Source organism: Pseudomonas sp. Irchel 3A18 (assembly GCF_900187465.1).
GTDB classification, from domain to species: Bacteria; Pseudomonadota; Gammaproteobacteria; order Pseudomonadales; family Pseudomonadaceae; genus Aquipseudomonas; species Aquipseudomonas cichorii.
Window position 1 is genome coordinate 71,275 of the sequence record NZ_FYDI01000009.1, and the last position, 25,346, is coordinate 96,620.

Sequence of the window (25,346 nt, forward strand, 5' to 3'; positions counted from 1 at the left end):
AGTCGCTTCTGAGAGTGTCGTTTGCAAACAATGATGAAGGAAAGCTGACAATGCGAGCCCTGGGGCTGCCCGTTCGATTGGCGTTGATGCTGCTGGCAATGACATCCGGCAAGGTATGGGCCCAGGCGTGTCTGGTGCACAGCCAGGCTGAGAGGTTAGACGTCAAAGTCTGTCAGGAAAACCTGAATATCCCGAAAGACCTCTTTCGCGACGGCTTCTGCAAACCGCAGCTGGCAGGCCAGAAAACAGAAGTGACCTTCTCGGAAAGCTGCCCGGCCGGCGCCTTTGGCATCTGCAGCAACGCACAGGTCGCCAATATGCCCTATCACGAGAATATCCACTATTACGGCATCGCCAGCGACGCGCTTTACCTCAAGCCGTTTTGCGAGGGGCAAAGCAAAGGTAAATGGCTGACGCCTGATTAAGCCAGCCAGTCCAGCGTCAGAATCAGGCGACGCTCGTTGCGCTCCAGTTGCGGCGAACGATGCACCAGTCCCAGCCCTTCGTTACCGCTCCAGCGCTCGCCCTTGAGCAAGGCCACTGCGCCGCAATCGATCTGCTGGATTCGATCAGGGTCCTGCGGTTCCGCTTCAGGGCTGCCAAGTTGCTTGCGGTCAATGGCGTTTTCCTTGAGCCACTGGCTGCCGATCCCGGCATAAGTAGTGACCAGCCGCACCGGCACATGATCGACGTGAAAGCGCGGGCACATGGCCTTGTCCAGCGCACGCAGGCGCAGACCGACGCACTCGGCGCCCAGCAGGCACGCATAGGCGCTGACCAGCCACGCCACGTCCGCGATGAATCCGTCATAACCCTGCAGGTCGGCATAGCCCGAGGCCAGACCTTGCAGATTGGGTTCGACATCGCCGCCCTGCACGTCCAGGGTCATGGACTCCGCCAACGGCTCGTTCAAGGACAACAGCAAGGCGCCGAAGTCCTCGATATGCGCAGGCAACTGACGCTGCCAGACCGACAGGTTGACGCCGTCCTCCAGCACCTGCCCCAGCACTTCGGGGGTATTGCCCTGCACCTGACGGGCGCGGGGCTGGAACTTCAAGACCGGAGCAAGCATCAGGCGGCCTCCTCGGCGTGCCAGTCGCCGAACGGGTCGGGCAGCAAGCGCCAGCTTTCCGCACCCATGGCCAGTTCGTCATCGGTGAGCAGGCAGGCATCCAGCTCAGCCGTGAGCTGGGCGAAATCGAGGTTTTGCCCGATGAAAACCAGTTCCTGGCGGCAATCACCGGTTTCAGGCGACCAGTTGTCCATGATCGACGTAATGTTCTCCTGATCCTGAGGCCAGTGTGCGCGACTCACGAAGCGCCACCAGCGGCCCGCAAAGCCGTGGCGCATCAGGCCGCCAGCCTGGGACCAACTGCCGGCATCCTTGTATTTGCTCGCCAGCCAGAAGAAGCCCTTGGAGCGCAGCAACTTGCCGTTGGTCCATGGCCGGTCGATGAAGCTGAAGAAGCGCTCCGGATGGAAAGGCCGACGCGCCCGGTAGGCCGTGGAAGCGATGCCGTATTCCTCGGTTTCAGGAACATGCTCGCCGCGCATTTCCTTGAGCCAGCCAGGCGCCTGGGAGGCACGCTCGAAGTCGAAACGGCCCGTGTTGAGGATGGTCGACAGCGGCACCTGGCCCATGACCATCGGCACGATCTCGGCATGGGCATTGAGGCGCTTGAGGATGGCCATCAGTTCTTCGCGTTCGCTGGAGCTGATCAGGTCGATCTTGCTGAGCAGGATCACATCCGCAAACTCGATCTGCTCGATCAGCAGGTCGGTAATCGAGCGGTCATCGTCTTCGCCCAGGGTTTCACCCCGGGTCGCCAGGCTTTCGGAAGCCTGATAATCGAGCATGAAGTTGACGCCATCGACCACAGTCACCATGGTGTCCAGGCGCGCCATGTCCGCCAGGCTATTGCCCGCTTCATCGCGGAAGGTAAAGGTTTCGGCCACCGGCAGGGGTTCGGAAATGCCCGTGGATTCGATCAGCAGGTAATCGAAGCGCCCATCCTGAGCCAGACGGCTGACTTCTTCGAGCAGGTCTTCGCGCAAGGTGCAGCAGATGCAGCCGTTGCTCATCTCGATCAGCTTCTCTTCAGCCCGGTTCAGGCTGACATCGCGCTGGACTTCGCCGCCATCGATGTTGATCTCGCTCATATCGTTGACGATAACGGCGACCCGCAGATTCTCGCGATTGCGCAGCACATGATTGAGAAGGGTACTTTTCCCGGCTCCAAGAAAACCGGACAGAACGGTAACAGGCAAACGATTCGACATCAGGATTCTCGGGCCAGGTTGCAAGGCTTGCACCTTGTTGATGTAGGCTGCACCGGGTCTGTTATCGACACCTTGGCAGCCAGCTCTAATCACCCGACAATGTTATAGTATAACGATGCAAAATTGCCAACCCGTTCGACAAAGGGCGTCTGCGTGAAACACATTTCAAAAGGCTTGTTCACGTTACTGATATTGATCAGCGCGCAAACCCTGGCGGCAGGCCCGCGGCCACCCAGCGTGGATATGGCGACCTGCACCCGCAGCGCGACCCTGCTGGCGTGCAGCGATGCGCAAGGCAATGGCTACAGCGTTGCCACAGCGGGTTCGACCACGTATTTGCGGGGCTATGAAGTCATAGGCAAGAAGCGCTGGGCGCAGACCAACAGCCGGTTCGATCAGTTGACCTTCTTCACCGGCCTGGCCTCCAACGGCGATGCCTGGATCGGCACCATCCAGCGCGTCGGCTGGACCACCATCACCCGGGTGTCCAGTTCCGACGGCACACGCAGCAAGATCACGTGCAGCCGCCTGAGTGGCTGCCACTGAGCCGCATCAGGCCTGGGCCTGTTTCTTCTGTTCCTGAACCCAGGCCATGTGGGAATCCAGCGGCGGGTTGCGCTGGAAGTAACGCTGCAAGCCTTCGAACAAACCGTCGGCCACGGCCTGCTGATGGCGCGCCGTGACCAACCGCTGACTGTCGCGACTGTTGGAGATGAAACCGGTTTCCACCAGGATCGACGGCACATCCGGTGACTTGAGCACCGCGAACCCGGCCTGTTCCACGCGCTTCTGATGCAGCGTGGTAATGCCTTCCAGACTGCCCAGTACGGTATGGCCCAGTTGTAGGCTGGCGGCGATGGTGGCGTTCATCGACATGTCGAGAATGACGCCAGCCAGCATCGGGTCCTTGTCCTTGAGGTTAAGCAGCGAAGTAGCGCCCAGCAGGTCGGCACCGTTTTCACGCTGGGCCATGAAGCGCGCCGTCGCCGATGTCGCGCCGCCTTCGGACAGAGCGAACACCGAAGCGCCGGAAGCCGTGAGACGCGGCGCAGCATCGGCATGCACCGAGATAAACATGTCGGCCTTGGATTTGTGGGCAAACTCCACGCGCTTGCGCAGAGGCACAAAGAAGTCATCGTTGCGCACCAGCCGCACATCGAAGCCTTTTTCACGCTTCAGACGCTTGGCCAGCAATTGGGCGATGGACAGTACAACGTCTTTCTCCCGCTCGCCTCGGGAACCGACAGCGCCAGGGTCCTTGCCGCCATGCCCGGCATCGACCACCACCATGATGTCACGCTTCGGGTGAGCCTTATCCGTGGCCTGGGCCTGAACCGGAGGCGGCGGCGCGACAGCAGCCATCTGCACCGGCGCGCTGGCGGTGGAACTCAGGTCCAGCACCAGGCGATGGCCCTGCCCGCCTTCCGGCCCGAGCAGAAAGCTGTTGAGCTGCACAGGAGCAGTGAGGTCCAGCACGATGCGCGTGTCGTCGCAATGGCCGTAATGTCCGGAACGGATCGACTTGATCACCGTACGATCCAGCGCCAGTTGACTGAAATCACCGGTCAGCCGAGAGCCACTGACATCGATGATCAAACGGTCAGGCGCAACCAGGGTGAATGTCTTGTATTGCACTGGCCCGCTCAGGTCGAGCACCAGCCTCAGCTTGTCATCGCTACGCCATAGCCGTGCATTGCGGATCTGCGTGGCACTGGCCCCAAAAGGCAAGGCCAGCGCAGCGCTGGCCAGAAGCATGTTGAGCAGGATTTGACGTCGGTGCATGGCAGGTCTCACGAAACAAGGCGAGCATCCCGGCTCATGAAGTATCACCGCAACAATAGTAATAACATAACACCATGTTACAAGTGAAACTTGAAGCCTTACATGAAGATTGGCACCGACGAGAATCCTCTAATTACGGGCAGTAAGTACATGACCGAAAAGAAAAATGTTCCACGTGGAACGTCATCAGCTCCGTGGAGCGACTGCACCGCACTGCGGCCCTAGCCAGACGGCACGAGTATCCATGCTGCCGTTCTGTTGCTGGCCGGTAGCATTGAAGGTGCCGACCACCTTGGTGGTGAACTCGCGATTACTGAGAAACTGTGCCTGCCCGGTGCCTTGAGCCTTGGGACAACTGAACTGGAAGTTCCAGGTCTGGCCGTTGCGAGCAGTGATCTTCTGCGAACAGCCGGATTTAGGATCGGTCAGGGGAATATCGTCCGACTTGACCTGTGCTTCGGTCAGGCAGAACCGTACGCCTTGCCCACCCAGCGTGACGCCTTGCTTCTGCATCATCTGTTCCATCATGGCGCGCTGCTCAGGCGGCAGGTTCTTCAATTGGCCCAGCATCAGTTGCAGATCCGGCAGCGCCTGACCATCGACTTGCATGTTGCTGGAGGTCAGCTCCCACAAGCCCGGTTGCAGCATCTGTGCATGAGCCACGGGGGCTGCCAGACAAAACATCAACGCCAACGCGCGTTTGTTCATTTAAAAATCCTCGTAAGAACATTGCCCAGACAAGCCTGAGCGGGCCGACGCATCTTAGACGACAGAAGCGTTGACCAGTTGCACCGCGATTAAAATAGCGACAATCCCGAGCGGCTGTGGTCTGTTATAGGCGCAAAAGTGAGGAGCATTGTTTACGTATGGATTTCCATAGCCCGTACTTCTTCGGCTACGTCCTGGCGTTCATTCATCTGGTGGGCGCAGTTGCCGCCATCCATGCATTGCTGACCGTGCGCACCGCGCAAGGCGCGATTGCCTGGGCGATGCCGCTGTTCTTCATTCCTTACTTCACCCTGATCCCTTATCTGGTCTTCGGACGCAGTTCGTTCGATGCCTATATCAAGGCCCGCCGTGACGCCAACAGCGAAATGCGCAACGCTATCACCAACCTGAATTGGCGGCCCTGGATCGAGGAGGCCGTGGCCGCACGGCGTTCGGACGCTTATGCCTCGCTGCGCGCTATGCCCAAACTTGGGCGCATGCCGGCTCTGGCCAATAACGAAGTCAAATTGCTGATCAATGGCCAGGCCAGTTTCGATGCCATGTTCGCCGCCATCGAGCAGGCCCGGCAGACGATCCTCGTACAGTTTTTCATCATTCATGACGACGAACTCGGCCGCCGTCTGCAAACCCTGCTGCTGAAAAAGGCCGCCGAGGGTGTGGCGATTTTCGTGCTCTATGATCGGATAGGCAGCCATGCCCTGCCCGCTTCCTACAGCGAAAAGCTGCGCGCAGGCAGTGTGCAGATCAAGGCCTTTGCCACCCATGGCGGCTGGCTCAATCGCTTCCAGATCAACTTCCGCAACCACCGCAAGATAGTCGTGGTCGATGGGCTGAAAGGCTATCTGGGCGGGCACAACGTCGGTGATGAATACCTGGGCCTCAAGCCGCCACTCTCACCCTGGCGCGATACTCATGTGCAGGTGATCGGCCCGGTGGTGGCCTGCCTGCAAGAGTCATTCGCCGAAGACTGGTTCTGGGCCACCCGTGAATTACCCCCCATGAACCTCCCTGAATCCTTTCCCGAACAGGGCGTGCTGTGCCAATTGCTGGCCAGCGGCCCGGCTGATGCGCAGGAAACCTGTTCGCTGTTCTTTGTCGAAGCCATCCACGCGGCAACCGAGCGTGTATGGATCACCAGCCCTTATTTCATCCCCGACGAAGCCGTGACGGCAGCCTTGCATCTGGCGGTGTTGCGCGGTGTCGATGTCAGGCTGCTGCTGCCGTCGCGTCCCGATCATTACGTGGTGTACGCCGCCTCCACCCTCTTCGCCTTCGATGCCGTGCGGGCTGGCGTGCGGGTGTTCCGCTACAAGCCGGGCTTCCTGCATCAGAAAGTGGTGTTGGTGGATAACGAAATCACCGCCATCGGCAGCGCCAACCTCGACAACCGTTCGTTCCGGCTGAATTTCGAGCTGATGCTGCTGACGGTCGATACGAATTTCGCTCGTGAGGTTGAAGCCATGCTGACGGACGACTTCAACCTGAGCCACGAGATCTCCCTTGAGGAAAGCCGCGAAACACGCCACCTGCACCAGTTGGGCATGCGCGTGGCCAGGTTGATCTCGCCAATCCTTTAGCCTCAGCGATAAATGTCTTCACGGGTCAGCGGCAAGCTATGCCCCCCATGGGCAAAGGGTTTGACCGCCAGAATCTGGTGCAGATTGATCCATCCTCTGGCGAAGGCATAGGAACAACCAGCCAGATACAGCCGCCAGATACGCAAGGTGTGTTCGGGCACCAGCGCAGCGGCTTCGCTCAGGCGCGCCTCAAGGCGAGCGCTCCAGTGCTCCAGGGTGCGGGCGTAATGCAGGCGCAGGCTTTCGACATCGACGATTTCCAGCCCCGCGTCACTGATATGCGCGCTGATCATCGCCAAATGAGGCAGCTCGCCATTGGGGAACACGTAACGGTCGATGAACTCCCCGGCACCACGCCCCACCGGACGGCCATCGGTATGCAGGGCGGTAATACCGTGGTTCATCACCAGCCCGCCCTCCTTCACTGCACCCGAAAGACACTGGGTATAGAGCGGCAGGTTGCCGTGACCCACATGCTCGAACATGCCCACACTGACCACCTTGTCGAAGCGCTGGTCCTGAGGCAGATCGCGGTAATCGAGTAATTGCAGCTCGACCCTGTCCTGCAGACCCTCGGCGTTGACTCGCTCACGGGAGAGCGCCAACTGTTCCTGGCTCAAGGTGATACCGAACACCTTGACCCCATACTCCCGGGCCGCAAAACGCGACAGACCGCCCCAACCACAGCCCACATCCAGCAGGTACTCGCCGGGCTTGAGACGCAGCTTGCGGCACAGATGCTGGAATTTGTCCTGCTGCGCCTGCTCCAGCGTCTCCCTGCCGGTCTTGAAGTAGGCGCAGGAATAGACCATCTCCTGATCGAGCCAGAGCTGGTAAAAGCTGTTGGACAGGTCATAGTGATAGGCAATCGATGCCGCATCGGTGGCCTTGTCGTGCCGGGTTCGCACGGGAGAGCTGGCGTCTTCATTTTCCAGCAAGGCGCGGGTCAGCTCGTCGCAGACCCTGATGACTTCACTGATGGAGCCTTCCAGCTCCAGCCGCCCCTCTACAAAGGCGCTGCCCAGCAGGCCGAGACTTGGGTGGCTGAAATCGGACACCAGTTGCGGGTCCTTGACGACAATCGTGACACTGGGCGCAGGCCCCAGATCCAGCTCATGGCCGTCCCAGAGCTTGAGGCGCAATGGCAGGTGGAGATTCTGCAAGGCCGATGGAAGTTGCACGTTCATATCAATTGCCCCCCTATCCAGAAGCTGGAAAAGGGCAGTCCAGGCGGTTCAACCGCAACCGAGGCTATTGGCAGGGAAAAAATTACAGGGAACGGCCTTGTGCCCAATGATTCGAGCCAAACGTGCAGCCTTTCATGGATCACCCTAGTCTTGAATGACCATCAATTTGTAACGGAGTTCTTCAAGCTTGAGCGCCGTCTTACAATTTTAGTAAGGGCTCCTGAAAACGCAGCAACCGCCCGGCATTGCCCAGTACCAGCAAGGTGCTGAGGTTATGCAGCACCGCGGCCAGCATGGCGCCCGCTACACCCAGCAAACCGAAGGCTGCCAGTGCAACGATAGCCAATGTCCAGCCCAGGCCAATGACCACGTTCACTTGCAAGGTCTGACGACATAGACGGCTCAGGCGCACGCAAGTGCCAAGGCGACGCAAGTCGCTGCCGATCAGCACGATATCCGCCGAAGCCAGGGCGATATCGGCGCCACCTGCGCCCATGGCGACGCCGACGACACCGGCCTTCAAGGCCAGCGAATCGTTGATTCCGTCACCCACCACCATGGGCCTGAAGCCCTGGGCAATTTCACCTTTGACCCGGTTGAGCTTGTCTTCTGGCAGGGCCTGAGCCTGGACATCGACGATCCCCACTTCCCGCGCCAGCGTGTCAGCCACGGTCTGGCGATCACCAGTCAGCAACAATTGCCGTCCCAGGCCCAGCTCACGCAATTCGCCCAGCGCTTTATTTGCCTCGGGCTTGAGCGTGTCGGACAACAGCAACCAGGCCTGAAAGACGCCGTCCAGCGCCAGCCCGGCCAGCGGGCCGTCATGCTCGGGCACCGCTGGCGTGGCAATGCCCAGTTGCTCGAACAACTCGGGACGCCCCAATGCCGCTTCGCCATGGGCAGTCGAAGCCACCACTCCCAGCCCCTGGCGCTCGCGAATATCGCTGAGCGGCAGCAGTTGATCTTTATCCACAAGCCCGGCCAGTGCGCGACTGACCGGATGGCTGCTGGCCGACCCGAGGCTCGCGGCCAGTGGCAACAGGTCTGCATGCCCTGCGCTGTCCTGTATCGATTGCAGGCGCAAGGTGCCAAACGTCAGGGTGCCGGTTTTATCCACAACCAGAGAAGTCAGGTCCGCCAGCTCTTCGAGAAATGCCGAACTGCGGATCAGAATCCCGTGACGGGCAGCCACGGCAATCCCGGCAATCGCCGTGGCCGGAGCCGAAAGCACCAGCGCACACGGACAGGCAGCGACCAGCACGGCCAGCATCGCCTGTGCATCCTGAGTGATGAACCAGGTCAGCGCAGCAATCAACAGAACCAGCACCATGTAACTGCCGGCATAGCGCTCCAGCAGACGAGTGATGGGCGGCTTGGAACGCTCGGCGTTCTGCATCAACGCGATGACCTTACCCAGCGTGGACTGGTCGCCGGTGCGCGTCACTTCAATGCGCAGCAGGCCATCCAGGTTGATCGCCCCGCCGTAGACTTCCATGCCCGCCTGAGCCTCCAGCGGTACGGACTCACCGGTAATGGAGGAAGTATCGAGGCTGGCCTGACCGGAAAGCACCCGGCCATCGGCTGGAACCCGATCACCAGCCCGTACCTCGACCTGATCGCCCGCCTGCAGCGTCGAGTTATCCACTTCATGCACGCAGCCATCGGCCTTGATCAGTCGCGCGTGGCTGCGGGTCAACTGGCCAAGCGCCTGAATGGCTTCCTGGGAACCGATGACGCTACGCTCTTCCAGCACATGCCCGAAAATCATGATGATCGGCAGCAACGCCGCCGTCATGAGGTCGCCTGTAGCCCATGCGCCCAGCATCGCCAGAGCAATCAACTGGTCGGTAATCCCGTGCAGGCTCGGGTGCCGCAAACTGTGCCAGCCAGCACTGATCACCGGGATCGCCACCAGCAGCGAGGCCGCACCCAGCAGCAACTGGCTGACGCCGGTCTGCTCAGGCGCAATCAAACGCCAGATCAGGCCCAGCCCCAATAAGCCCAAAGCCAGCATGGCCAGGGTCAACTGACGGGCCGCGCTACGTTGCTCCGCCCCGCTCAGCAGGCTGGTCGCTTCGGGTCTGGCGTGGGTGTGAACGGCTTCGCCACTCATTGTTCGGCTCCCTGAATGATCAGGCGGGAATCGTCTTTGGGATTGACCGTCGTGACCGATCCGGCCTGTCCGAGAATTTTCGGCACGCGCTCGCGATAAAGGCGCTGCAACAGACCCGGATCATTACGATTCTGGACTGACTGCGAGAGGCTGGCCACGGTCGCGGTATCTGTCTGGGCCTTGGCCAGTCGCTCCGACGCCTGGGCGTGGGCGACCTGCAAGGTTCGGTCGGACTGCTGATTGGCAGCCTGGGTGAGTTTTTCTGCCTCGTTACGGGCATTGGCCACGGCCTGATCCGCCTGCTGGCTGGCGGTCAGCACAGCGTTGAACGCATTGACGGCGGCCTTGGGCAGACTGGACTGTACATCCACCCGCGCCACTTCTATGCCCACGCCCGAACCTGTCGCAGCCAGTTCGGCCAGACGCTGGTTGATACCGCGCACCAGATCGCCACGCAGACGCTCGCGCCGCTCAGCTGCCTGGCTGTCGACCCCGATCAGTTCGGGACGGGCAACCAGAATGGTGTCCAGGTCACGCCCCGCCGTCAGCGTCACGGCACTGCGATTGACCAGCCGGTCCAGGGCAGGCAGCACATGTTCGCCCTGCAGGACGAAGGCGTACGGGTCGATCACCTTGTAGAACACCGTCACGTCCAGTTGCACGACACCCGCATCGCCGGTCAGCAGAAAGCCCGAGCCCGCCAGGGCATCACTCATGGGCACAGCAAAGGTGGCAACCTCATCGGCCTTCTGGGCCTGAGGCGAACGCAGCAGGGTTTCCACCCGGCGCTCGATCACCCGATCCGCCGAAGGCAGCAGAACCACACGCTCCAGCGGCTGCGGCCAGGCAATCAGCAAACCGGCGTTTTGTATCCGTTCCAGTTCACCGAAACGCATGACCACGGCGCGGTTCTGGGGATCGATCTGCCGCACGTTGGAGGTCACCCAGCCCAATGCCGCCAGCAGCGTCACCCCATACAACCCCAGAAACGCCAGGCGGCTGGCCTGCAACCATGGGCTTGAAGGCTCGCTCATGGTTGCGATCCGCTCTTGGCGTCCAGCGTGGGCGGCCCGTCCACCAAGACCCGGAACGGCGCAGCGTCAGTGCGCAGGATCAGCCTGGAGCCCGGCGTCACCACCGTGCCCAGGGTGTCGAGGGAACGCAGCAGGTTGTAGAGCTGCGGCGAACCCGCATAGGCGCGGCCATAGATCTCGGCGGCTTCGACCCGCGACTGTGCTTCGATATCCGCGGCCTTGACCGTGGCATCGGCTTCGACAATCCGCGCATCACGCTCGGCGGCCGAACGGATCTGTGCGGCTTCGCGCTTGCCGGCAGCCGTGCGTTCGGTGGCGATGGTTTCACGCTCGGCGCGCATCCGGTCGACCGTGGCATTGAGCGTCACCGATGGCAAGGTCAGGCGCTCGACACCTACCTGCAGGACTTTCACGCCATAGGTGGAAAGCAACTGCTGCTCGATCTGCTGGCGCAACTGGTTCTCGAAGCCGGTGATGTTCACCTTGCTGGCATCGGTATTGACCAGACTCGACAGGTCGAAACTGCTGGCCGTGGTTTCCAGCGCAGAACCCACGAAAGTACGGATCTGCCGGGCGGCCTCATCGGGCTGGTTCTGTACGGCGCGCATGAAACGCTGCACGTTGTCCCCGTCGCCCTGCACCTGCCACGCCACATAGGCCTGAACGATGATCCGCAGGCCATCACGAGTCCCCACGTCCTGCAAACCGCTGGAGGTGGTACGCAAGCGAAGGTCCACAGGAATCGTCGTCTCGAACGGCGCAGGCCAGCGCCAGCTCAGGCCCGGCTCCAGCAAGACGCGGGACGGATTGCCGAAACGGGTAATCACCGTCGCCTCACCGGAGCGAACCTGCACCAGACTCGCCGCCGCCAGAGCAAAGACGATCAGCAGACCCGCCAGGCCCATGCGCAGCCAGGCGCGCTTCCCCGGCACCGCAGCTTCGTCGTGGTGATGGTGATGATGCCCGGCATGGGCATGGTCGCTGTGGTCGTGATGATCATGGTGATGATGGAACAGACTCAAGGGACGACTCCTTACTGAACGGCTTTACGCGGCGCCGTTGGGTCTGCCGGTGGGGTGAAGGTGCGAAGGTCGATGGTCGGCGCACTGTTGCCGCCCAGACGGTGATCGAGAACCAGCAATCTGGCGTTGCTCAGGCCATGACTGAGCTGGGTCAGGTATTGCTCCAGCAGAAAAGCTTGCCCGGCCTTGGCGTAGGCCTGGCGCTCGGCACTGAAACGCAGGTCTGCGCCTTGTGCCGTGGCCAGCACTTCACGGGCATTGGCGCTGGCCTGGTCATGGGCGACGCTGGCATTGAGTTGCGCCTGACTGGCTTGCGCACTGGCCGCGCCGCGCTCTCGGGCGATCAAGGCCTGGGCACCGATCTGCGCAGCCTGCACGGCATGGTAGGCATTGGCGGCACCGGCTGGCGGATGGATGGCCTCCACCACCGTGGCGAGGATTTCCACACCGCTGTCCAGACGCTGCAGATCCGCCTGCACCGCCTTGCCAATGTCTTCGGCCAGCCCTGTGCGTTGTTCACCGAGCAATTCATCCAGCGTGCGGGAAGCAAAATCATGAACCAGCACACGGCTGGCGGTGCTGCGAATCAGGGTCGGTACATCGGCGCTATTGTAGGTCGCGGCCAGCGCGGCGGCATCGCTCAGGCCGATGCGATAGACAAAGCGCACATCCATGTTCACCACCTGGAAGCTCTGCTTGTCCCCTGCACTGCTGGCGATGACCTGAGATTTTTCATTGATGTGGCTGGCGTCCCACAGGCGATTGGCGCTGGCAGGCGGCGGACCTTCGGCGGGGTCCAGAAGCTGCTCCACGGCACTGGCTTCGGAAACGCTGGTGGCCATCTCGTGAACCACACCGTTTTCCACCGCAAGCACCTTGCCGAACGGCCAGGGCAACCCGACATGCAGGCCCGGCCCGAACACCTCGGCAGGCTTGCCGAAACGCTCATAGATCCCGCGCCCCTGCATCGGGATTTCATGCACACCGGTCAGCGCCCAGCCCAGAGCGGCAACCACCGCCAATACCGGCAGAAAAGCGCGTCGTATGTAACTCAGCGCCCAGATCTGACGCAGGTCGATACCGAAGCGGTTATGCAGTTCATGCTGCAACACCAGCAACGGGCGCGGCGGCCAGCGCAGCAGGTCTGCCATGAGACTGCTGGCCATCAGGCGAGGCTCAAGACGCTCATTGCGTGGGGTGAAGAACGACAGCGCAGCGCGCAACAGGAATTCGATGGCCACCAAGGTCGGCAGAATGCCGATCAGTACCGCCAGCCGTGGCGGCCAGATACGATCGACACTGGCGAAGAACAGACACAGCGCACCCAGCAGCAAGACCCCGATCACCATGCGGGTCAGTTGCGCCAGTTGCCCGGCTTCGGGCCATTGGGCACGTTGTTCGTGACTGAACTGCCGCTCCAGCACCAGCAAACCGAAAGCCATCAGCAGCATGAGGCTGCCTGCCAGATTGGCGACAGAAGACAGTTCGGTGCCGGGCAAGCTCAGGTTCCAGACCAGACGAATGCAGATCAGCGCCAGCAGCGACCAGCCCGCGAGCCACAAGGCCGACGCGCCCAGTTGGGCAAGCAAGGATTGGCCTGCATCGCTGAAGCGGGTCAGCAGGCGCTCATACCAGCCGCTTTCGTCGATCTGCGGCAACATCTGGCTCTGTTCCAGCGGCGCGACTGTGCCCATGACGCCAGCACGCCAGCGGGCCACCGACAGAGCCGATTGCAGACCCGCCGCCAGCAGCAAAAAGGCCGCCGCGCTGTTGACCAGCACCGCCATCCACAAGGAGCTTGGGGAAAAAAGATCGATGAACAGCGCCAGCACCAGCCCGGTAATGCCCGCACCGACAACCAGATACCTGAGCCGACTCAGGCGCCGGGCCTGCTGTGCAGCCAGTTGAAAGCGCGGCAGCCCTTCGAGGTCAGCGTGCCCTACATCCAGATCAACCCGCATCGCTACCCCGGAATCTGACTAATGCCGTGAATGATAGCGTTACGATATAACGCTTATCGTGAAACTTTCGTCAGGTGATTCCGCGTCTCTGGCCGCTATCTCTCTGAAGGAGATGGCCAGACAGACATGGCCACATCCACGATCTCAAACAGCCTCTGCCGATCCGCTCCGTCGCGTGCCAGTGCCGCCAATCCCTGAAGGGTTGCCATGAAAAACCCGGCCAGAACCGAAGCGTCAGTGCCAGGAGGAAGTTCACCTTTCTGGATACCGTCCCTGATCGTTGAGACGAGGTCATCTTCCATGCCACGGCGAATTGCAGCCAGATGTTCGCGAACATCAGCAGCCGACTCCGAACAACTGACCGCAGCCGTGGCGAGCAGGCACCCGGAAGAGTCGGCATTGGTCGTAAACATCTCTATCGCATGCCGCAATGAACTCAGCACGCTTTCACGCACGGTTGCGTTCGCAGCCAGCGCCTTCCTGGAAGCCATTCCCTTTTTTAGATACAGATCCACAGCCTCCAGGAAAAGCTGTTTCTTGTCTCCGAAGGCGGCATAGATGCTTGGAGCCGTAACCCCCATTGCTTTCGTCAGCGTGGCCATGGACGTGGACTCATAGCCATGTTCCCAGAAAGCAAACATCGCCTTTTCAAGTACGACATCGCGGTCAAAAGAAAGCGGACGTCCCGATTTTTTAGATTCGACTGTTTTCATAATGATCGCTACGAAATGTTTGACAGCGTCTGCGCGGCCGGGATAAAAGCTTTTCGTAATGAACGTTACGAAATATAGGCTTGAAAAAGTATGTCACATAAATGGTTACAAGTTGGCCCGTAAACAGGCAACCCGTCCTGACGTCGAGCGTGGAATCCGATCAGGTCTATAGCTCACACCCCAAAACAAAATGACGGTCTGGCTCAAGCTTCCAGCCTGAGCACAGGCTCGTCCGTGCCAATGCATCTGTAGCTCCAGGTATGGAACATGCAAAGCAATGTAATCCGATATAACTGCGTGGGTTGCGGGATCTGCTGTAAAGGTCGTCTTGTGCCCTTGACGCTGAACGAAGCCGAGCAATGGCTGGCTCGCGGACACGATGTAGCGGTGATACTGGAGGCTTTCAACGAGCTGACCTGGCCAGCCGACTCAAGACAATACGCCCACAGCGCTGGCCGGTCGGTCGCGGTCAACGATGCCCAGAGCAGCATTCGCGTTATTGCTGTGTTCGCTGGCAATGCCCTTGAGCAATGCCCGAATCTGCGGGCGGACAACCTGTGCGGCATCTATGAAGAACGCCCGCTGGTCTGCCGGATTTACCCGATGGAAATCAATCCATTCATCGAGGTCAGCAAGGACAACAAGATCTGTCCGCCCGAGTCTTGGGAAAGCGGCGACATTCTGTGCACCGATGGCGTAGCCAATCCCGAACTTCAGGCGCTGGTCAACCGGTCCAGACAGGCCGACATCGTTGATGCAGCAACCAAGATAGCCGTCTGCGCGCAACTGGGCATCAAGGTGGCCAGTTGGAAGGAGGATGCATTCGCCGTCTATTTCCCGGAGCGTTTGCAACTGATGGATGCGATACGCAGCAGCAAGGAGGCCGCCGTGGAGGACTGGAGCGAAAACTGGAAAGTACGGGCCGACGATCCGCAACTGCGTGAGCGCCTGCTTGCACACCATGTCCCGCTGGCCGCCCCCGATGATTGTGACTATATCTTTCACAAACTGTAGCAGGGCAACGACAAAAGCATCTGGCATTCAAGCCTGTGAACACCCCCCGATTAACGGGTTGGAGTGCCCGACAGGCATGGCAAAATGATTGCTGAATATTGCATGGCAAATGGCTTCCCGACGTCCCGCACACTCACCTTCCTGAACGCTCATCCGCACCCGACTCGTCTGAAAGCCTTGTGCCAAGCGGTCACCAGCCATCCCGGTGTTGCCGAAGCGTCCCTGAAATCCCTCGCCACTCGCCCCTCTCAGTCCCTGTTCATTGACGATGAGCGGCATTTTTTTGCACCTATTTTGGAACAGCATCTCGTCTTTGTTATCTGTTGTGGGTAGTTTGCGTTCGGCAAGGAGTCGTTGGCGCGCCATTTTCTTGTGCAGGACGCACAGAATTACTCAGAGGCTTCACTTTTATGAATCGCAGGAATCTCCTTAAAGCTTCCATGGCGTTGGCCGCCTACAGCAGCTTGCCGGCCTCGGGGCTTTTTGCTGCGCGAGCACTTGCCGCTGCTGCGGACGGCGAGATAGAGCATTTCGATTTCCCGACATTGCAGGCTCACGCAAAACAACTGGCCGGCAAGGCCTATGTCAGCACCAAGCAGGTGCTGCCGCCGGTACTGGCGGACATGACGCCGTTGCAGTTCAACGCCATCCGCTACGACGCCGCGCACTCCTTGTGGAACGACGTCAAAGGCCAACTGGACGTGCAGTTCTTCCACGTCGGCATGGGCTTCAAGACCCCCGTGCGTATGTACAGCCTCGACGCCAAGACCAAACAGGCGCGGGAAGTGCATTTCCGTCACGAGCTGTTCAACTACGAGAACAGCGGCATCGACAAGAACCTGGTCAAGGGTGACCTGGGCTTTGCCGGGTTCAAGCTGTTCAAGGCCCCGCAAATTGCCGTCAACGATATCGTGTCGTTCCTGGGTGCCAGCTACTTCCGCGCAGTGGACGGCAACAATCAGTACGGCCTGTCGGCACGCGGTCTGGCCATCGACACCTACGCCAAGCGTCAGGAAGAGTTTCCAGACTTCACCAAGTTCTGGTTCGAGACGCCGGACAAGAACGCTACCCGTTTCGTGGTCTACGCCCTGCTGGACTCGCCGAGCGCCACCGGTGCGTATCGCTTCGACATCGATTGCCAATCCGGTCAGGTGGTGATGGAAGTCGACGCACACATCAATGCGCGGGCCGACATCGAGCAACTGGGCATCACGCCGATGACCAGCATGTTCAGTTGTGGCACCCACGAGCGCCGCATGTGCGACTCGATTCACCCACAACTGCACGACTCCGACCGGCTGGCCATGTGGCGCGGTAACGGCGAGTGGATCTGCCGTCCGCTGAACAACCCGGCCAAACTGCAGTTCAACGCCTTCTCTGATAAAGATCCGAAGGGCTTCGGCCTTGTGCAGTACGACCACAACTTTGCCAGCTATCAGGACACCGTGGTCTGGTACCACCGTCGCCCGAGCCTGTGGGTCGAGCCGACCACGGCATGGGGTGAGGGCGAAATCAGTCTGCTGGAGATCCCGACCACCGGCGAAACGATGGATAACATCGTGGTGTTCTGGACCCCCAAGGCCAAGGTCAAGGCGGGCGAGTCACTCAACTACGGTTACAAGCTGTTCTGGAGCCCTCTGCCACCGGTCAGCACTCCGCTGGCTCAGGTCAATGCGACCCGTTCGGGCATGGGCGGCTTCACCGAAGGCTGGGCTCCCGGCGAGCACTACCCGAAATACTGGGCACGCCGTTTTGCTGTGGACTTCCACGGCGGCGGTCTGGACCGCCTGCCAGAAGGCACAGGCATCGAGCCGGTGCTGAAGGTTTCCCACGGCAAGGTTCAGGACTTCAACATCCTGGTACTGCCTGACATCAAGGGTTACCGCATCACCTTCGACTGGCTGCCTGACAGCGACTCGGTAGAGCCGGTGGAAATGCGCATGTTCATCCGCACCGGGGATCGCACCCTGAGCGAGACCTGGCTGTACCAGTACTTCCCGCCTGCTCCGGACAGACGCAAGTACCCATAACCCTGCAGGACCGGATTCATCCGCAAACGTGATTGCTGATGGTAAAGAGGCTGTGAATGTAACGGCCTCCTCCTGGATAAATCCGGTCCTGCAACACCTTTAAAGTTGACAGCTCCGTGAACTGCGTCTGATATATCCCTTGTCACGCCGTTGCGAGCATTCGCTCCAGACCTGCTCTTCCCTCCTTCAGTTCTTCCCTTATCGACCCGCCTGTCGCGGTCGAGGGCGGTAGCTTTGCCCATCCGAAATTCCTGACGCTCTTCAGAAGGCCGACATCATGGAGTTGAACCCTGCGGACAAGACGGCCGAGAAGCCGTCGATCCTGTCATTCGATAAATCGACCGTCGTCGTGTGGGTGGTCATCGGCCTGATCCTGGTCGAAACCTTTTCCGGCGTGCTGCGCTTCTACTTCGACAAGGCAGGCATCAGCCCGCTGCTCTATGTGCCCAAGATGGCATGCGTCCTGTTGTTTGCCCTGGAGTTGCGCACTTTCAGGGCCGGAAGGCTGTTCTGGGCGTGCATGTTGCTGTGGGTGTTTTTCGCGATGCTGGCGATGCTGCATGGCGCCAGCCTGTTCAATATTGCCTTCAGCCTGTTCGCCTTGAGCCCGCTGTTTTTCGGGCTGGTGTGCAGCGAATACCTGTTCCGGCGCAGAAAACTGCTCGCCTGGGCTGTCGGCTTTTGCCTGCTGGCGTCACTGGCGGGCCTGGCGCTGGACAAGTACACCTTCGTACCCTGGAAAGGCTACACCTACAGCGTGGGTGAAACGCAGCTCAGCGCCAACATGTCATGGAGTGCGGACGATGAAGACCGGATTGCCGGTTTCGCCCGGATGTCGAGCCTGCTGTCGATCCTCATCGCCCTCTACAGCCTGTACCTGCTGATGTTCATCCGTTCGCGGCCGCTCATCATGCTGCTGAGCGCAGTGGCGCTCTACGGAATCGTGCTGACCACCAGCAAGGCGCCCGCCGTCGCCTTCGTGCTGACCCTCGGCCTGCTGCTGATCCAGCGGATGACCTGGCCCTCCAGGCTGGCCTGCATCCTGGCGGTCATGGCCGGCCTGTTGCTGCCGACGCTTGGGCTTTTGCATGACTTCGATGCCCGGACAGTCAGCAGCGGCGGCAGCTCGCTGGCGTCGCTGTATGACCGACTGAACAACACCTGGCCCAACATCGTCGACGCCATGACTCTGGCCGGCTGGGGCATGACCGGAGCGGGGTTCGGAATGGTCGGCAGTACGCTGACGATGTTTCCGGTTCCGGGCGCCGACATCTTCATGACCATCGACAGCAGCGTCGTCTACCTGTGGGTGATGCTGGGGATTAGCGGGCTGTTGCTGTATGCGCTGCAGATTCCCCTGTTCTTCGCCCTGATCAACGAGCAAAGCCCGTTGAGCCGCATGTTGCTGGCGATCGGTTTCTGTTGCTGCCTGATCAGCTGGACCACGGATATCTTCGAGGTGACGGTAGCCAATCTGTTCATCGGTCTGGCCGTGGGCCATGTGCTATTCGCCCGGCGTGAAGAGGATATGCAGGCGAACGGCCCGGCGCACATGCAGATCAACACCCTGCCCGCTCCGCAATGAGGCCACGACATGAGAACCCTTGCATGGCTGCTGCTTGGCTGCCTGGCCGGTCACGCATCGGCCCAGGAAGAGCCGGTCTTTCTGACGGGGATCGGCACCCATCTGATGAATTTCGATCACCCGTTGAGGCAACCGCTCAATCTCGCCGGGCAGGCAGGCTTCAATGCGGTCAGGGACGATATCTTCTGGTCCACCGCCGAGCCCAGCCCCAATCAGTGGCGCATCATTCCGCAATGGCGTAATTACCTGAACATGGCCAGTGATCTGAACCTCAACAGAACGGCCATTCTGGGTTACAGCACCTCGTTTCATGGCAACGCCAAACCCCGCACGCCCGAGGTGACAGCGGCGTTCCTGAAGTATGTCGATTACGTCAGCCGGCAACTGGGCAACAAGGTGAGTTTCTACGAGGTGTGGAACGAGTGGGATCTGGACGGGCCGAAGGACCGCAAACTCAGCCTGGACTATGCCGATCTGGTCACCAGCACCGTCCCGGTGATTCGCAAGAACACCCGCGACGTCAACGGCCCACCCGCGAAGATCCTGGCGGGTGCAATTACCCGCGATGGCATGAATGGCGGCTTCGCGAACGGCCTGATCGAAAGCGGCGTGCTGGATCTGGTGGACGGCCTGTCCCTGCATCCTTACGCCCATTGTTCCGCCACCAACGGCAACACACCGGAAGCCTGGGTGCGATGGATGACCCGCTACGAGCAGGACATCCGCACCCGCGTGGGCCGTGCCGTGCCGCTCTATCTCACGGAAATGGGCTGGCCCAGCCATCAGGGTCCTTGCGGCAAGAGTGAGGTCACCCAGGCCGTCTACATGGCGCGGATCTTTTTCCTGGCGCGCACGATCCCCAATGTCAAAGGCCTGTGGTGGTACGACCTGTTCAATGACGGGCCAAACCGCTACGACCAGGAGCATAACTTCGGGGTGCTGAATGAAGACCTGTCGCCCAAGCCCGCCTACGCCATGATGCAGGCCATTGCGCCGATCATCAGCAGTTACACCTACGATGCCCAGGCCAGCACCCTGAGCGACAGCACTTACCTGCTGTACTTCGACAAGGGCGATGAGCGGGTTGTGGTGGCCTGGGCCATCGGCCAGCCAACGGATAAGCAGATCATCAGCGAACGGCCCATGAGCGGACCGGTGAGGCTGACCGATACCATCAACCCCGAACAGGGCCGCATCGACAGCAAGCAGTCATGGCAGTGTCAGGCCGGCCGCTGCTCGACCTCGGTCAGGCTGACCAACTTCCCCAAGATCATCAGCCTGAGCAGCAGTCACTGATCCAGCGGCGCGCCTGATGACTGAAGGCGCTCGGCAAACTTGACCAGATCCGCCAGAGAGTCGGCCTGCATCTTGCGCATGACCGAGCCACGCCGGACCTTGACCGTTATTTCGCTCACGTTGAGCCGGTCCGCAATCTGCTTGTTCAACAGGCCGCTGACCACAAGCTCCATCACCTGCTGCTCCCCCGCATTCAGGCTTGCATGACGCCGCTGCAACTCGGTTTCCACGGCACGGACCTGACGTCTTGCCCGATCCCGCACCAGACCCTGCTGGATCGCATCCAGCAAATCCTGCTCACGAAAAGGTTTGGTCAGAAACTCCAGAGCACCCGCCTTCATCGCCCGCACCGACATCGGGATATCGCCATGCCCGGTGATGAAAATCACCGGCAGCCCGAGCCCCCACTTCACCATCTCGCTCTGAAAATCCAGGCCGCTCATGCCCGGCATCCGCACGTCCAGAATCAGGCAACCGGGTGCATCGGGTCGCGGGCTGTCGAGGAACTCCCGGGTTGAGCCGAACAGCATGGCGCGCAGCCCGACCGAGGCCAGCAAGTCCTCCAGAGACGAACGCACCGACTGATCGTCGTCGACCACGTAAATGATCGGCTCTTCGTCCTGCGGGGCCGGAACGATTGTTTTCATCAACTCTCCATCTTTGCGGTAGGCAGGGTGAAATGAAACGTCGCGCCGCCCTGCTCGCCGGGTGTCACCCAGATGCGGCCGCCATGGGCTTCGATAATGGAACGGCTGATCGCCAGGCCAATCCCCATCCCCTGCTCCTTGGTCGTGTAGAAGGCATCGAAAATCCGTTCGAGATGTTCCGCCGGGACGCCGATGCCGTTATCGGATACCGAAAACCGGACATCCGAGCCTGCGCGCCAGTCCACCACCACCTGCAATTGCCCCTGACCCGGCTCATGGCCGCTCATGGCGTCCATCGCATTGAGCATCATGTTCAGCAGCACCTGCTGGATCTGCACACGATCAGCCAGCAACGGCGGCAAGCCATCGGGAATTTCCACCGTCAGGGTAACGCCCTGCTGGTTCATTTCACTATGGGCGAGGGAAACGATTTCGGCGACGGCATCGGCCACGCTCACCCATTCCTTGTGGGTCGAGGCCGGTTTTGCCAGTGCCCGCACATGCACGATCACATCGCTGGCCCGGTTGGCGTCGCCGATCATGCGCTCGATGGCCTGCCGGGCCTTGGGCAGGTTCGCCGGCTCATTCGCCAGCCAGCGCAAACCGGCATTGCCACTGGTGACAATCGCCGCCAGCGGCTGGTTGACCTCATGAGCGATGGACGCCGTCAGTTCGCCCAGCATGTTGACCCGCGCAATCTGCGCCAACTGGGTACGCGCCTCGTGAGCCGTGCGAATCGCCGCTGCCAGGCGCAACGCCAGATAGGTGGTCATGGCAATGGCCAGAAGGCTGATGCCGCAGTTGATCAGCCCCGATTCACTGGAGCGGGAGGTGGTCAATTCGTAGCTGATGACGGTGAGTCCCATGCAACCCAGCGCGACGGCGATCACGCCACCTACCGGCATGAAACGCGCCGCCAGCAGCACCACGGCAATCTGGAAAACCCCGACCGCAATTTCCAGATCCGTCAGCGTATCGGCAATCGCAATGGCCACCGCCAGCGCGAGCAATGCGGCCAGTCGAACGGCCATTGCCGCCTTGCCAAAGGTTTTCGACTCACGCATTGCCTGGGTCTCGCTGGTTGATGAAGGCTGAATATGCCAGTTTTCGTGGAGCGCTTATGAGGGATTGTCGAGGCTGAACTGATCCAGCACTTCATCATAGGCAAAAAGCTCGGCATAGCGGCCCCACTGGGTAACGCTGCGCAAGGTCTGCATTGCATCGCTTTCAGACATGAAGTCTTCCAGCTGGTCCCGGAAGCGCCGCGCCGGTGCCGTATGGGTGGCGCGATCATCCAGCACGCGACGGATATGCGCCACCAGCGGTACGAAACTCAGCAGATGGTGGGCGAACAGCTGTTTGCGCTCATCGATATCGGCCAGGGCATAGCGACGCGCCGACGGCAGCAGGCGGATATCGCCACCCTTGAGTTCGGCAAAGCGCAGCAATTGCAGGACTTCGGCAATCGGGAACAGCTCGTCGGCGTTGTAGTGCAGCGCGCTGGCCAGCTCCGGCAAGTCCGCCGTGGCGCCATAAGGCGGCGCATGAATTGCCTCGATCAACCCGGTCAGCGCGTTGATGGAAACCTGCGGCAGCACCATGCCCAGTCCGGTCCCCGGAAAGACGCCCTGACGCAGTTCGCCAGCGTCACTGTCCTGAGTCATGAGCACGTAGATCTCTTCCACCAGAGCCCTGAACAGTGGGTCCTGACGGTTGCGCGGCTGCGGCAGATCGACCTTGATCTCGCTGACCACCCGACCGGGGTTGGAGGAGAACAGCAGGATGCGATCACACATCAGCACCGCTTCGGCGATGTTGTGGGTCACCATCAGGATCGACTTGATGGGCATCCGGCCTTCGGACCACATGTCCAGCAGATCGGTGCGCAGGGTTTCGGCGGTCAGCACGTCGAGGGCAGAAAACGGCTCGTCCATCAACAGCACGTCAGGGTCGATCACCAGGGCGCGAGCCATGCCCACACGCTGGCGCATGCCGCCCGACAACTCCTTGGGATAAGCACTCTCGAAACCGTCCAGGCCAATCAGGTCAATGGCCGCCAGAGCGCGCTTGCGGCGCAGCTCTGCAGGCACTCGCTGCGCTTCCAGGCCGACTTCCACATTCTCCAGCACCGTCAGCCACGGGAACAGCGCAAAGCTCTGGAAAACCATGCTCACGGTGGGTGCCCGCCCTTGCGGCCCGGCGGGGAAACTCACTTCGCCAGCGGTGGGCACCACCAGGCCAGCAATGGAGCGCAGCAGCGTGGACTTGCCCGAACCCGAGCGGCCCAGCAGGCCGATGATCTCGTTTTCGTTGAGCTTGAGCGTCACGTTATCCAGCACCAGCCTTTCTTTGCTGGCTTTGCCGTAGACATGCCGAACATCGCGGACATCCACCAGGCAGCGCTTTTCGATAGTCATCATGCTTTCCACTCCTCAGACCAGACTCAAACGGCGCTCGGCAAACCCGTAAAGCGGGCGCCAGAGCAGACGGTTGAAGGCAATTACGAACACCGACATCACGACGATGCCCAAGGCAACCCGGGCGAAATCACCCGCCTGAGTGGCACTGGCGATATACGAGCCCAGCCCGGTTGCCTGCAGGGACTTGTCACCCCAGGACACCGCCTCGGCCACGATGCTGGCGTTCCACGAACCGCCTGAAGCGGTGAGCGCGCCGGTAATGTAGTAAGGGAAAATCCCCGGCAAAGCCACGCGCCGCCACCATTGCCAGCCGCGCATGTTGAAGATCCCGGCCACTTCCCGCAGGTCGGTCGGCAAGGCGCTGGCCCCGGCGATCACGTTGAACAGGATGTACCACTGGGTCCCCAGCACCATCAGCGGCGAGAGCCAGATATCCGGGTTCAGCTTCAGCCCGACAATGGCGATGACCGCGAACGGGAACAGCACGTTGGCCGGAAACGCCGCGAGAAACTGCGCAACCGGTTGCAGCCGTTCAGCCCACACAGGACGCAAGCCGATCCACACACCGATCGGCACCCAGATCAGGCTGGCAATGACAATCAGCAGAATCACACGCAACATGGTCACCAACCCGAGGCCAAAAGCGTTCGCCACATCGTCCAGCCCCAGTGTCTGGCTGATGAAATGCATCAGCCAGACACTCGCGGCCACACAACCGGCCAGCACCAGGACCAGCCAGAGGCTGTCAGCCAGGCGGTTCACTCTGGGCGTGACCGCGGTCTTGCGCGAACGCCCCAAAACCGACCAGTTCACGGCCATCAATACACGCCAGGGCGCTGTAAACGCTGCACAGACAGCAGGCACCAGGCGCGAACGCCCCAACAGGCTGTACATCCATGAGCGCGGACGTTTTTGCGAGGCGGTCTGCTCGAAACGAAACTTGTCGGCCCAGGCCACCACCGGCCGAAACAGCAACTGGTCGTAGCACAGGATCACCAACGCCATGGCCCCCACCGCCCAGGCCACAGCAGCGGGGTCCTTATGGGCAATAGCCAGTGCCAGCCAGGAACCGATGCCTGGCAGGTTAATCTGGGTATCACCCACAGAAATCGCTTCGCAGGCCACCACGAAAAACCAGCCGCCAGACATCGACATCATCATGTTCCACACCAGCCCCGGCATGGCGAATGGCAACTCCAGCCGGAAAAACCTGAGCAACGGCGAAAAACCGAACTGGCGACTGACTTCATTCAAATCGCTCGGCACCGTGCGCAGCGACTGATAGAAACTGAACGCCATGTTCCAGGCCTGACTGGTAAAAATGGCAAAGATGGCCGCAAACTCTGCACCCAATTGCCGACCGGGAAACATGCCCATGAAGAAGGTCACGGTAAATGCCATAAACCCCAGAACCGGAACGGACTGTAATATGTCCAGCGCCGGAATAATGATCATCTCGGCCTTGCGACTCTTGGCCGCCAGAGTGGCCACGACAAACGTGAAGATCAACGAAGCCGCCAGCGCCGCAAACATGCGCAGTGTGGTGCGCAAGGCATACTCCGGCAACTGCGCCGTATCGAGCACCATGGGCGAACTGTCCAGTACCATCAGGGGTTGCGCCATCTGATGGACGCCGTGAAACACCAGCATTGCGATCACTGCCAGAAGCAGCACACAGATAAAGTCGGCCAGACCGGACACATGATTGCGCGTCGATCCGTACTTGAGAGGTGGCCGTTTTTTACCGGATTCAAAGACAGAGTTCATGGCTCACCTCGAACAATTGCGTACAAACAAGGGCGGCAAAGTTCAAAGAACTGGCCGTGAGCATTGAGCGGAGAGTTATAAGTTAAACCACCGTGCTCTCTTGATGAGCAAGGTTATAGAAGTGCGGGAAATACGTGAAACCTGCAAAAGTAGCCAATTAACAGACTTATATATAAGTTGCGTATACCA

General features: G+C 60.4%; 22 protein-coding genes. 8 read left to right on the top strand and 14 right to left on the bottom strand.

From position 1 onward, the window contains the following. Nucleotides 1–50: 50 nt before the first annotated feature. Nucleotides 51–425 carry an NADH:ubiquinone oxidoreductase gene (locus tag CKW23_RS17895; protein ID WP_095068077.1) on the top strand — a complete coding sequence of 125 codons (375 nt, stop codon included), beginning with the start codon at nucleotides 51–53 and terminating at the stop codon, nucleotides 423–425. On the opposite strand, the gene CKW23_RS17900 is transcribed toward CKW23_RS17895, so the two are convergent. Continuing rightward, entirely contained in the window at nucleotides 422–1,072 is a 651-nt protein-coding gene (locus CKW23_RS17900; RefSeq protein ID WP_095068078.1) for a DUF1826 domain-containing protein, read from the bottom strand. The genes CKW23_RS17895 and CKW23_RS17900 overlap by 4 nt on opposite strands. After that, nucleotides 1,072–2,280, bottom strand: a complete 1,209-nt coding sequence (zigA, locus tag CKW23_RS17905) for a zinc metallochaperone GTPase ZigA (protein WP_095068079.1) — start codon at nucleotides 2,278–2,280, stop codon at nucleotides 1,072–1,074. The genes CKW23_RS17900 and zigA overlap by 1 nt, the downstream gene beginning before the upstream one ends. 153 nt (nucleotides 2,281–2,433) lie before the next feature. Between zigA and CKW23_RS17910 the strand changes: the two genes are divergently transcribed. Continuing rightward, complete coding sequence (locus tag CKW23_RS17910; protein ID WP_095068080.1) at nucleotides 2,434–2,826, top strand: glutamine synthetase; 393 nt, start codon at nucleotides 2,434–2,436, stop codon at nucleotides 2,824–2,826. Nucleotides 2,827–2,832: 6 nt separating this feature from the next. Here CKW23_RS17910 and CKW23_RS17915 read toward each other — a convergent pair whose 3' ends face one another. Together CKW23_RS17915 and CKW23_RS17920 are read right to left on the bottom strand one after the other, a co-directional pair. Next, complete coding sequence (locus tag CKW23_RS17915; protein WP_025262590.1) at nucleotides 2,833–4,062, bottom strand: N-acetylmuramoyl-L-alanine amidase; 1,230 nt, start codon at nucleotides 4,060–4,062, stop codon at nucleotides 2,833–2,835. 186 nt (nucleotides 4,063–4,248) lie between these two features. Further along, nucleotides 4,249–4,770: a DUF3617 domain-containing protein gene (locus CKW23_RS17920; RefSeq protein ID WP_025262591.1), complete on the bottom strand. Its 522-nt coding sequence runs from the start codon at nucleotides 4,768–4,770 to the stop codon at nucleotides 4,249–4,251. A gap of 158 nt (nucleotides 4,771–4,928) precedes the next feature. On the opposite strand from CKW23_RS17920, the gene cls reads away from it, so the two are divergent. After that, the gene (gene cls / locus CKW23_RS17925) at nucleotides 4,929–6,368 is read left to right on the top strand and encodes a cardiolipin synthase (RefSeq protein ID WP_095068081.1); all 1,440 of its coding nucleotides are present in this window, start codon (nucleotides 4,929–4,931) and stop codon (nucleotides 6,366–6,368) included. A 2-nt stretch (nucleotides 6,369–6,370) separates the two neighbouring features. On the opposite strand, the gene cfaB is transcribed toward cls, so the two are convergent. From cfaB to CKW23_RS17955, 6 genes are all read right to left on the bottom strand, one after another. Then, on the bottom strand, nucleotides 6,371–7,555 hold the full coding sequence (gene cfaB, locus CKW23_RS17930; protein WP_025262593.1) for a C17 cyclopropane fatty acid synthase CfaB: 1,185 nt from the start codon (nucleotides 7,553–7,555) through the stop codon (nucleotides 6,371–6,373). Between the two features lie 199 nt (nucleotides 7,556–7,754). Then, nucleotides 7,755–9,668, bottom strand: coding sequence for a cation-translocating P-type ATPase (locus CKW23_RS17935; protein ID WP_025262594.1), 1,914 nt, complete (start codon nucleotides 9,666–9,668; stop codon nucleotides 7,755–7,757). After that, nucleotides 9,665–10,702, bottom strand: a complete 1,038-nt coding sequence (hflK, locus tag CKW23_RS17940; protein ID WP_025262595.1) for a protease modulator HflK — start codon at nucleotides 10,700–10,702, stop codon at nucleotides 9,665–9,667. Before hflK (CKW23_RS17940) ends, CKW23_RS17935 begins: the two co-directional genes overlap by 4 nt. Further along, on the bottom strand, nucleotides 10,699–11,724 hold the full coding sequence (gene hflC, locus CKW23_RS17945; RefSeq protein WP_025262596.1) for a protease modulator HflC: 1,026 nt from the start codon (nucleotides 11,722–11,724) through the stop codon (nucleotides 10,699–10,701). Before hflC ends, hflK (CKW23_RS17940) begins: the two co-directional genes overlap by 4 nt. An 11-nt stretch (nucleotides 11,725–11,735) precedes the next feature. Then, nucleotides 11,736–13,685: a protease modulator HflK gene (gene hflK / locus CKW23_RS17950; protein ID WP_095068082.1), complete on the bottom strand. Its 1,950-nt coding sequence runs from the start codon at nucleotides 13,683–13,685 to the stop codon at nucleotides 11,736–11,738. Nucleotides 13,686–13,780: 95 nt separating this feature from the next. Continuing rightward, entirely contained in the window at nucleotides 13,781–14,398 is a 618-nt protein-coding gene (locus CKW23_RS17955) for a TetR/AcrR family transcriptional regulator (protein ID WP_038400113.1), read from the bottom strand. A 267-nt stretch (nucleotides 14,399–14,665) separates the two neighbouring features. Here CKW23_RS17955 and CKW23_RS17960 point away from each other — a divergent pair, with 267 nt between their 5' ends. From CKW23_RS17960 to CKW23_RS17980, 5 genes are all read left to right on the top strand, one after another. Further along, nucleotides 14,666–15,412 carry a YkgJ family cysteine cluster protein gene (locus CKW23_RS17960; protein ID WP_025262599.1) on the top strand — a complete coding sequence of 249 codons (747 nt, stop codon included), beginning with the start codon at nucleotides 14,666–14,668 and terminating at the stop codon, nucleotides 15,410–15,412. Nucleotides 15,413–15,496: 84 nt separating this feature from the next. Then, nucleotides 15,497–15,745 carry a hypothetical protein gene (locus CKW23_RS26280; RefSeq protein WP_143498973.1) on the top strand — a complete coding sequence of 83 codons (249 nt, stop codon included), beginning with the start codon at nucleotides 15,497–15,499 and terminating at the stop codon, nucleotides 15,743–15,745. Nucleotides 15,746–15,822: 77 nt separating this feature from the next. Next, a complete protein-coding gene (locus tag CKW23_RS17970; RefSeq protein WP_025262601.1) occupies nucleotides 15,823–17,442 on the top strand; it encodes a glucan biosynthesis protein D in 1,620 nt (539 codons plus the stop codon). A 277-nt stretch (nucleotides 17,443–17,719) separates the two neighbouring features. Further along, a complete protein-coding gene (locus CKW23_RS17975) occupies nucleotides 17,720–19,027 on the top strand; it encodes a hypothetical protein (RefSeq protein WP_095068084.1) in 1,308 nt (435 codons plus the stop codon). A 9-nt stretch (nucleotides 19,028–19,036) separates the two neighbouring features. Further along, on the top strand, nucleotides 19,037–20,323 hold the full coding sequence (locus CKW23_RS17980) for a hypothetical protein (protein WP_095068085.1): 1,287 nt from the start codon (nucleotides 19,037–19,039) through the stop codon (nucleotides 20,321–20,323). Here CKW23_RS17980 and CKW23_RS17985 read toward each other — a convergent pair. The 4 genes from CKW23_RS17985 to CKW23_RS18000 are packed head-to-tail and all read right to left on the bottom strand — an operon-like array spanning nucleotide 20,317 to nucleotide 25,157. Then, nucleotides 20,317–20,970, bottom strand: a complete 654-nt coding sequence (locus CKW23_RS17985; protein ID WP_025262604.1) for a response regulator transcription factor — start codon at nucleotides 20,968–20,970, stop codon at nucleotides 20,317–20,319. The two genes, CKW23_RS17980 and CKW23_RS17985, sit on opposite strands and share 7 nt — an antisense overlap. After that, nucleotides 20,970–22,034, bottom strand: a complete 1,065-nt coding sequence (locus CKW23_RS17990) for a sensor histidine kinase (protein ID WP_095068086.1) — start codon at nucleotides 22,032–22,034, stop codon at nucleotides 20,970–20,972. The genes CKW23_RS17985 and CKW23_RS17990 overlap by 1 nt, the downstream gene beginning before the upstream one ends. 54 nt (nucleotides 22,035–22,088) lie before the next feature. Continuing rightward, the gene (locus tag CKW23_RS17995; RefSeq protein WP_025262606.1) at nucleotides 22,089–23,390 is read right to left on the bottom strand and encodes an AAA-associated domain-containing protein; all 1,302 of its coding nucleotides are present in this window, start codon (nucleotides 23,388–23,390) and stop codon (nucleotides 22,089–22,091) included. 12 nt (nucleotides 23,391–23,402) lie between these two features. Further along, complete coding sequence (locus tag CKW23_RS18000) at nucleotides 23,403–25,157, bottom strand: ABC transporter permease subunit (protein ID WP_095068087.1); 1,755 nt, start codon at nucleotides 25,155–25,157, stop codon at nucleotides 23,403–23,405. Between the last annotated feature and the right edge of the window lie 189 nt (nucleotides 25,158–25,346).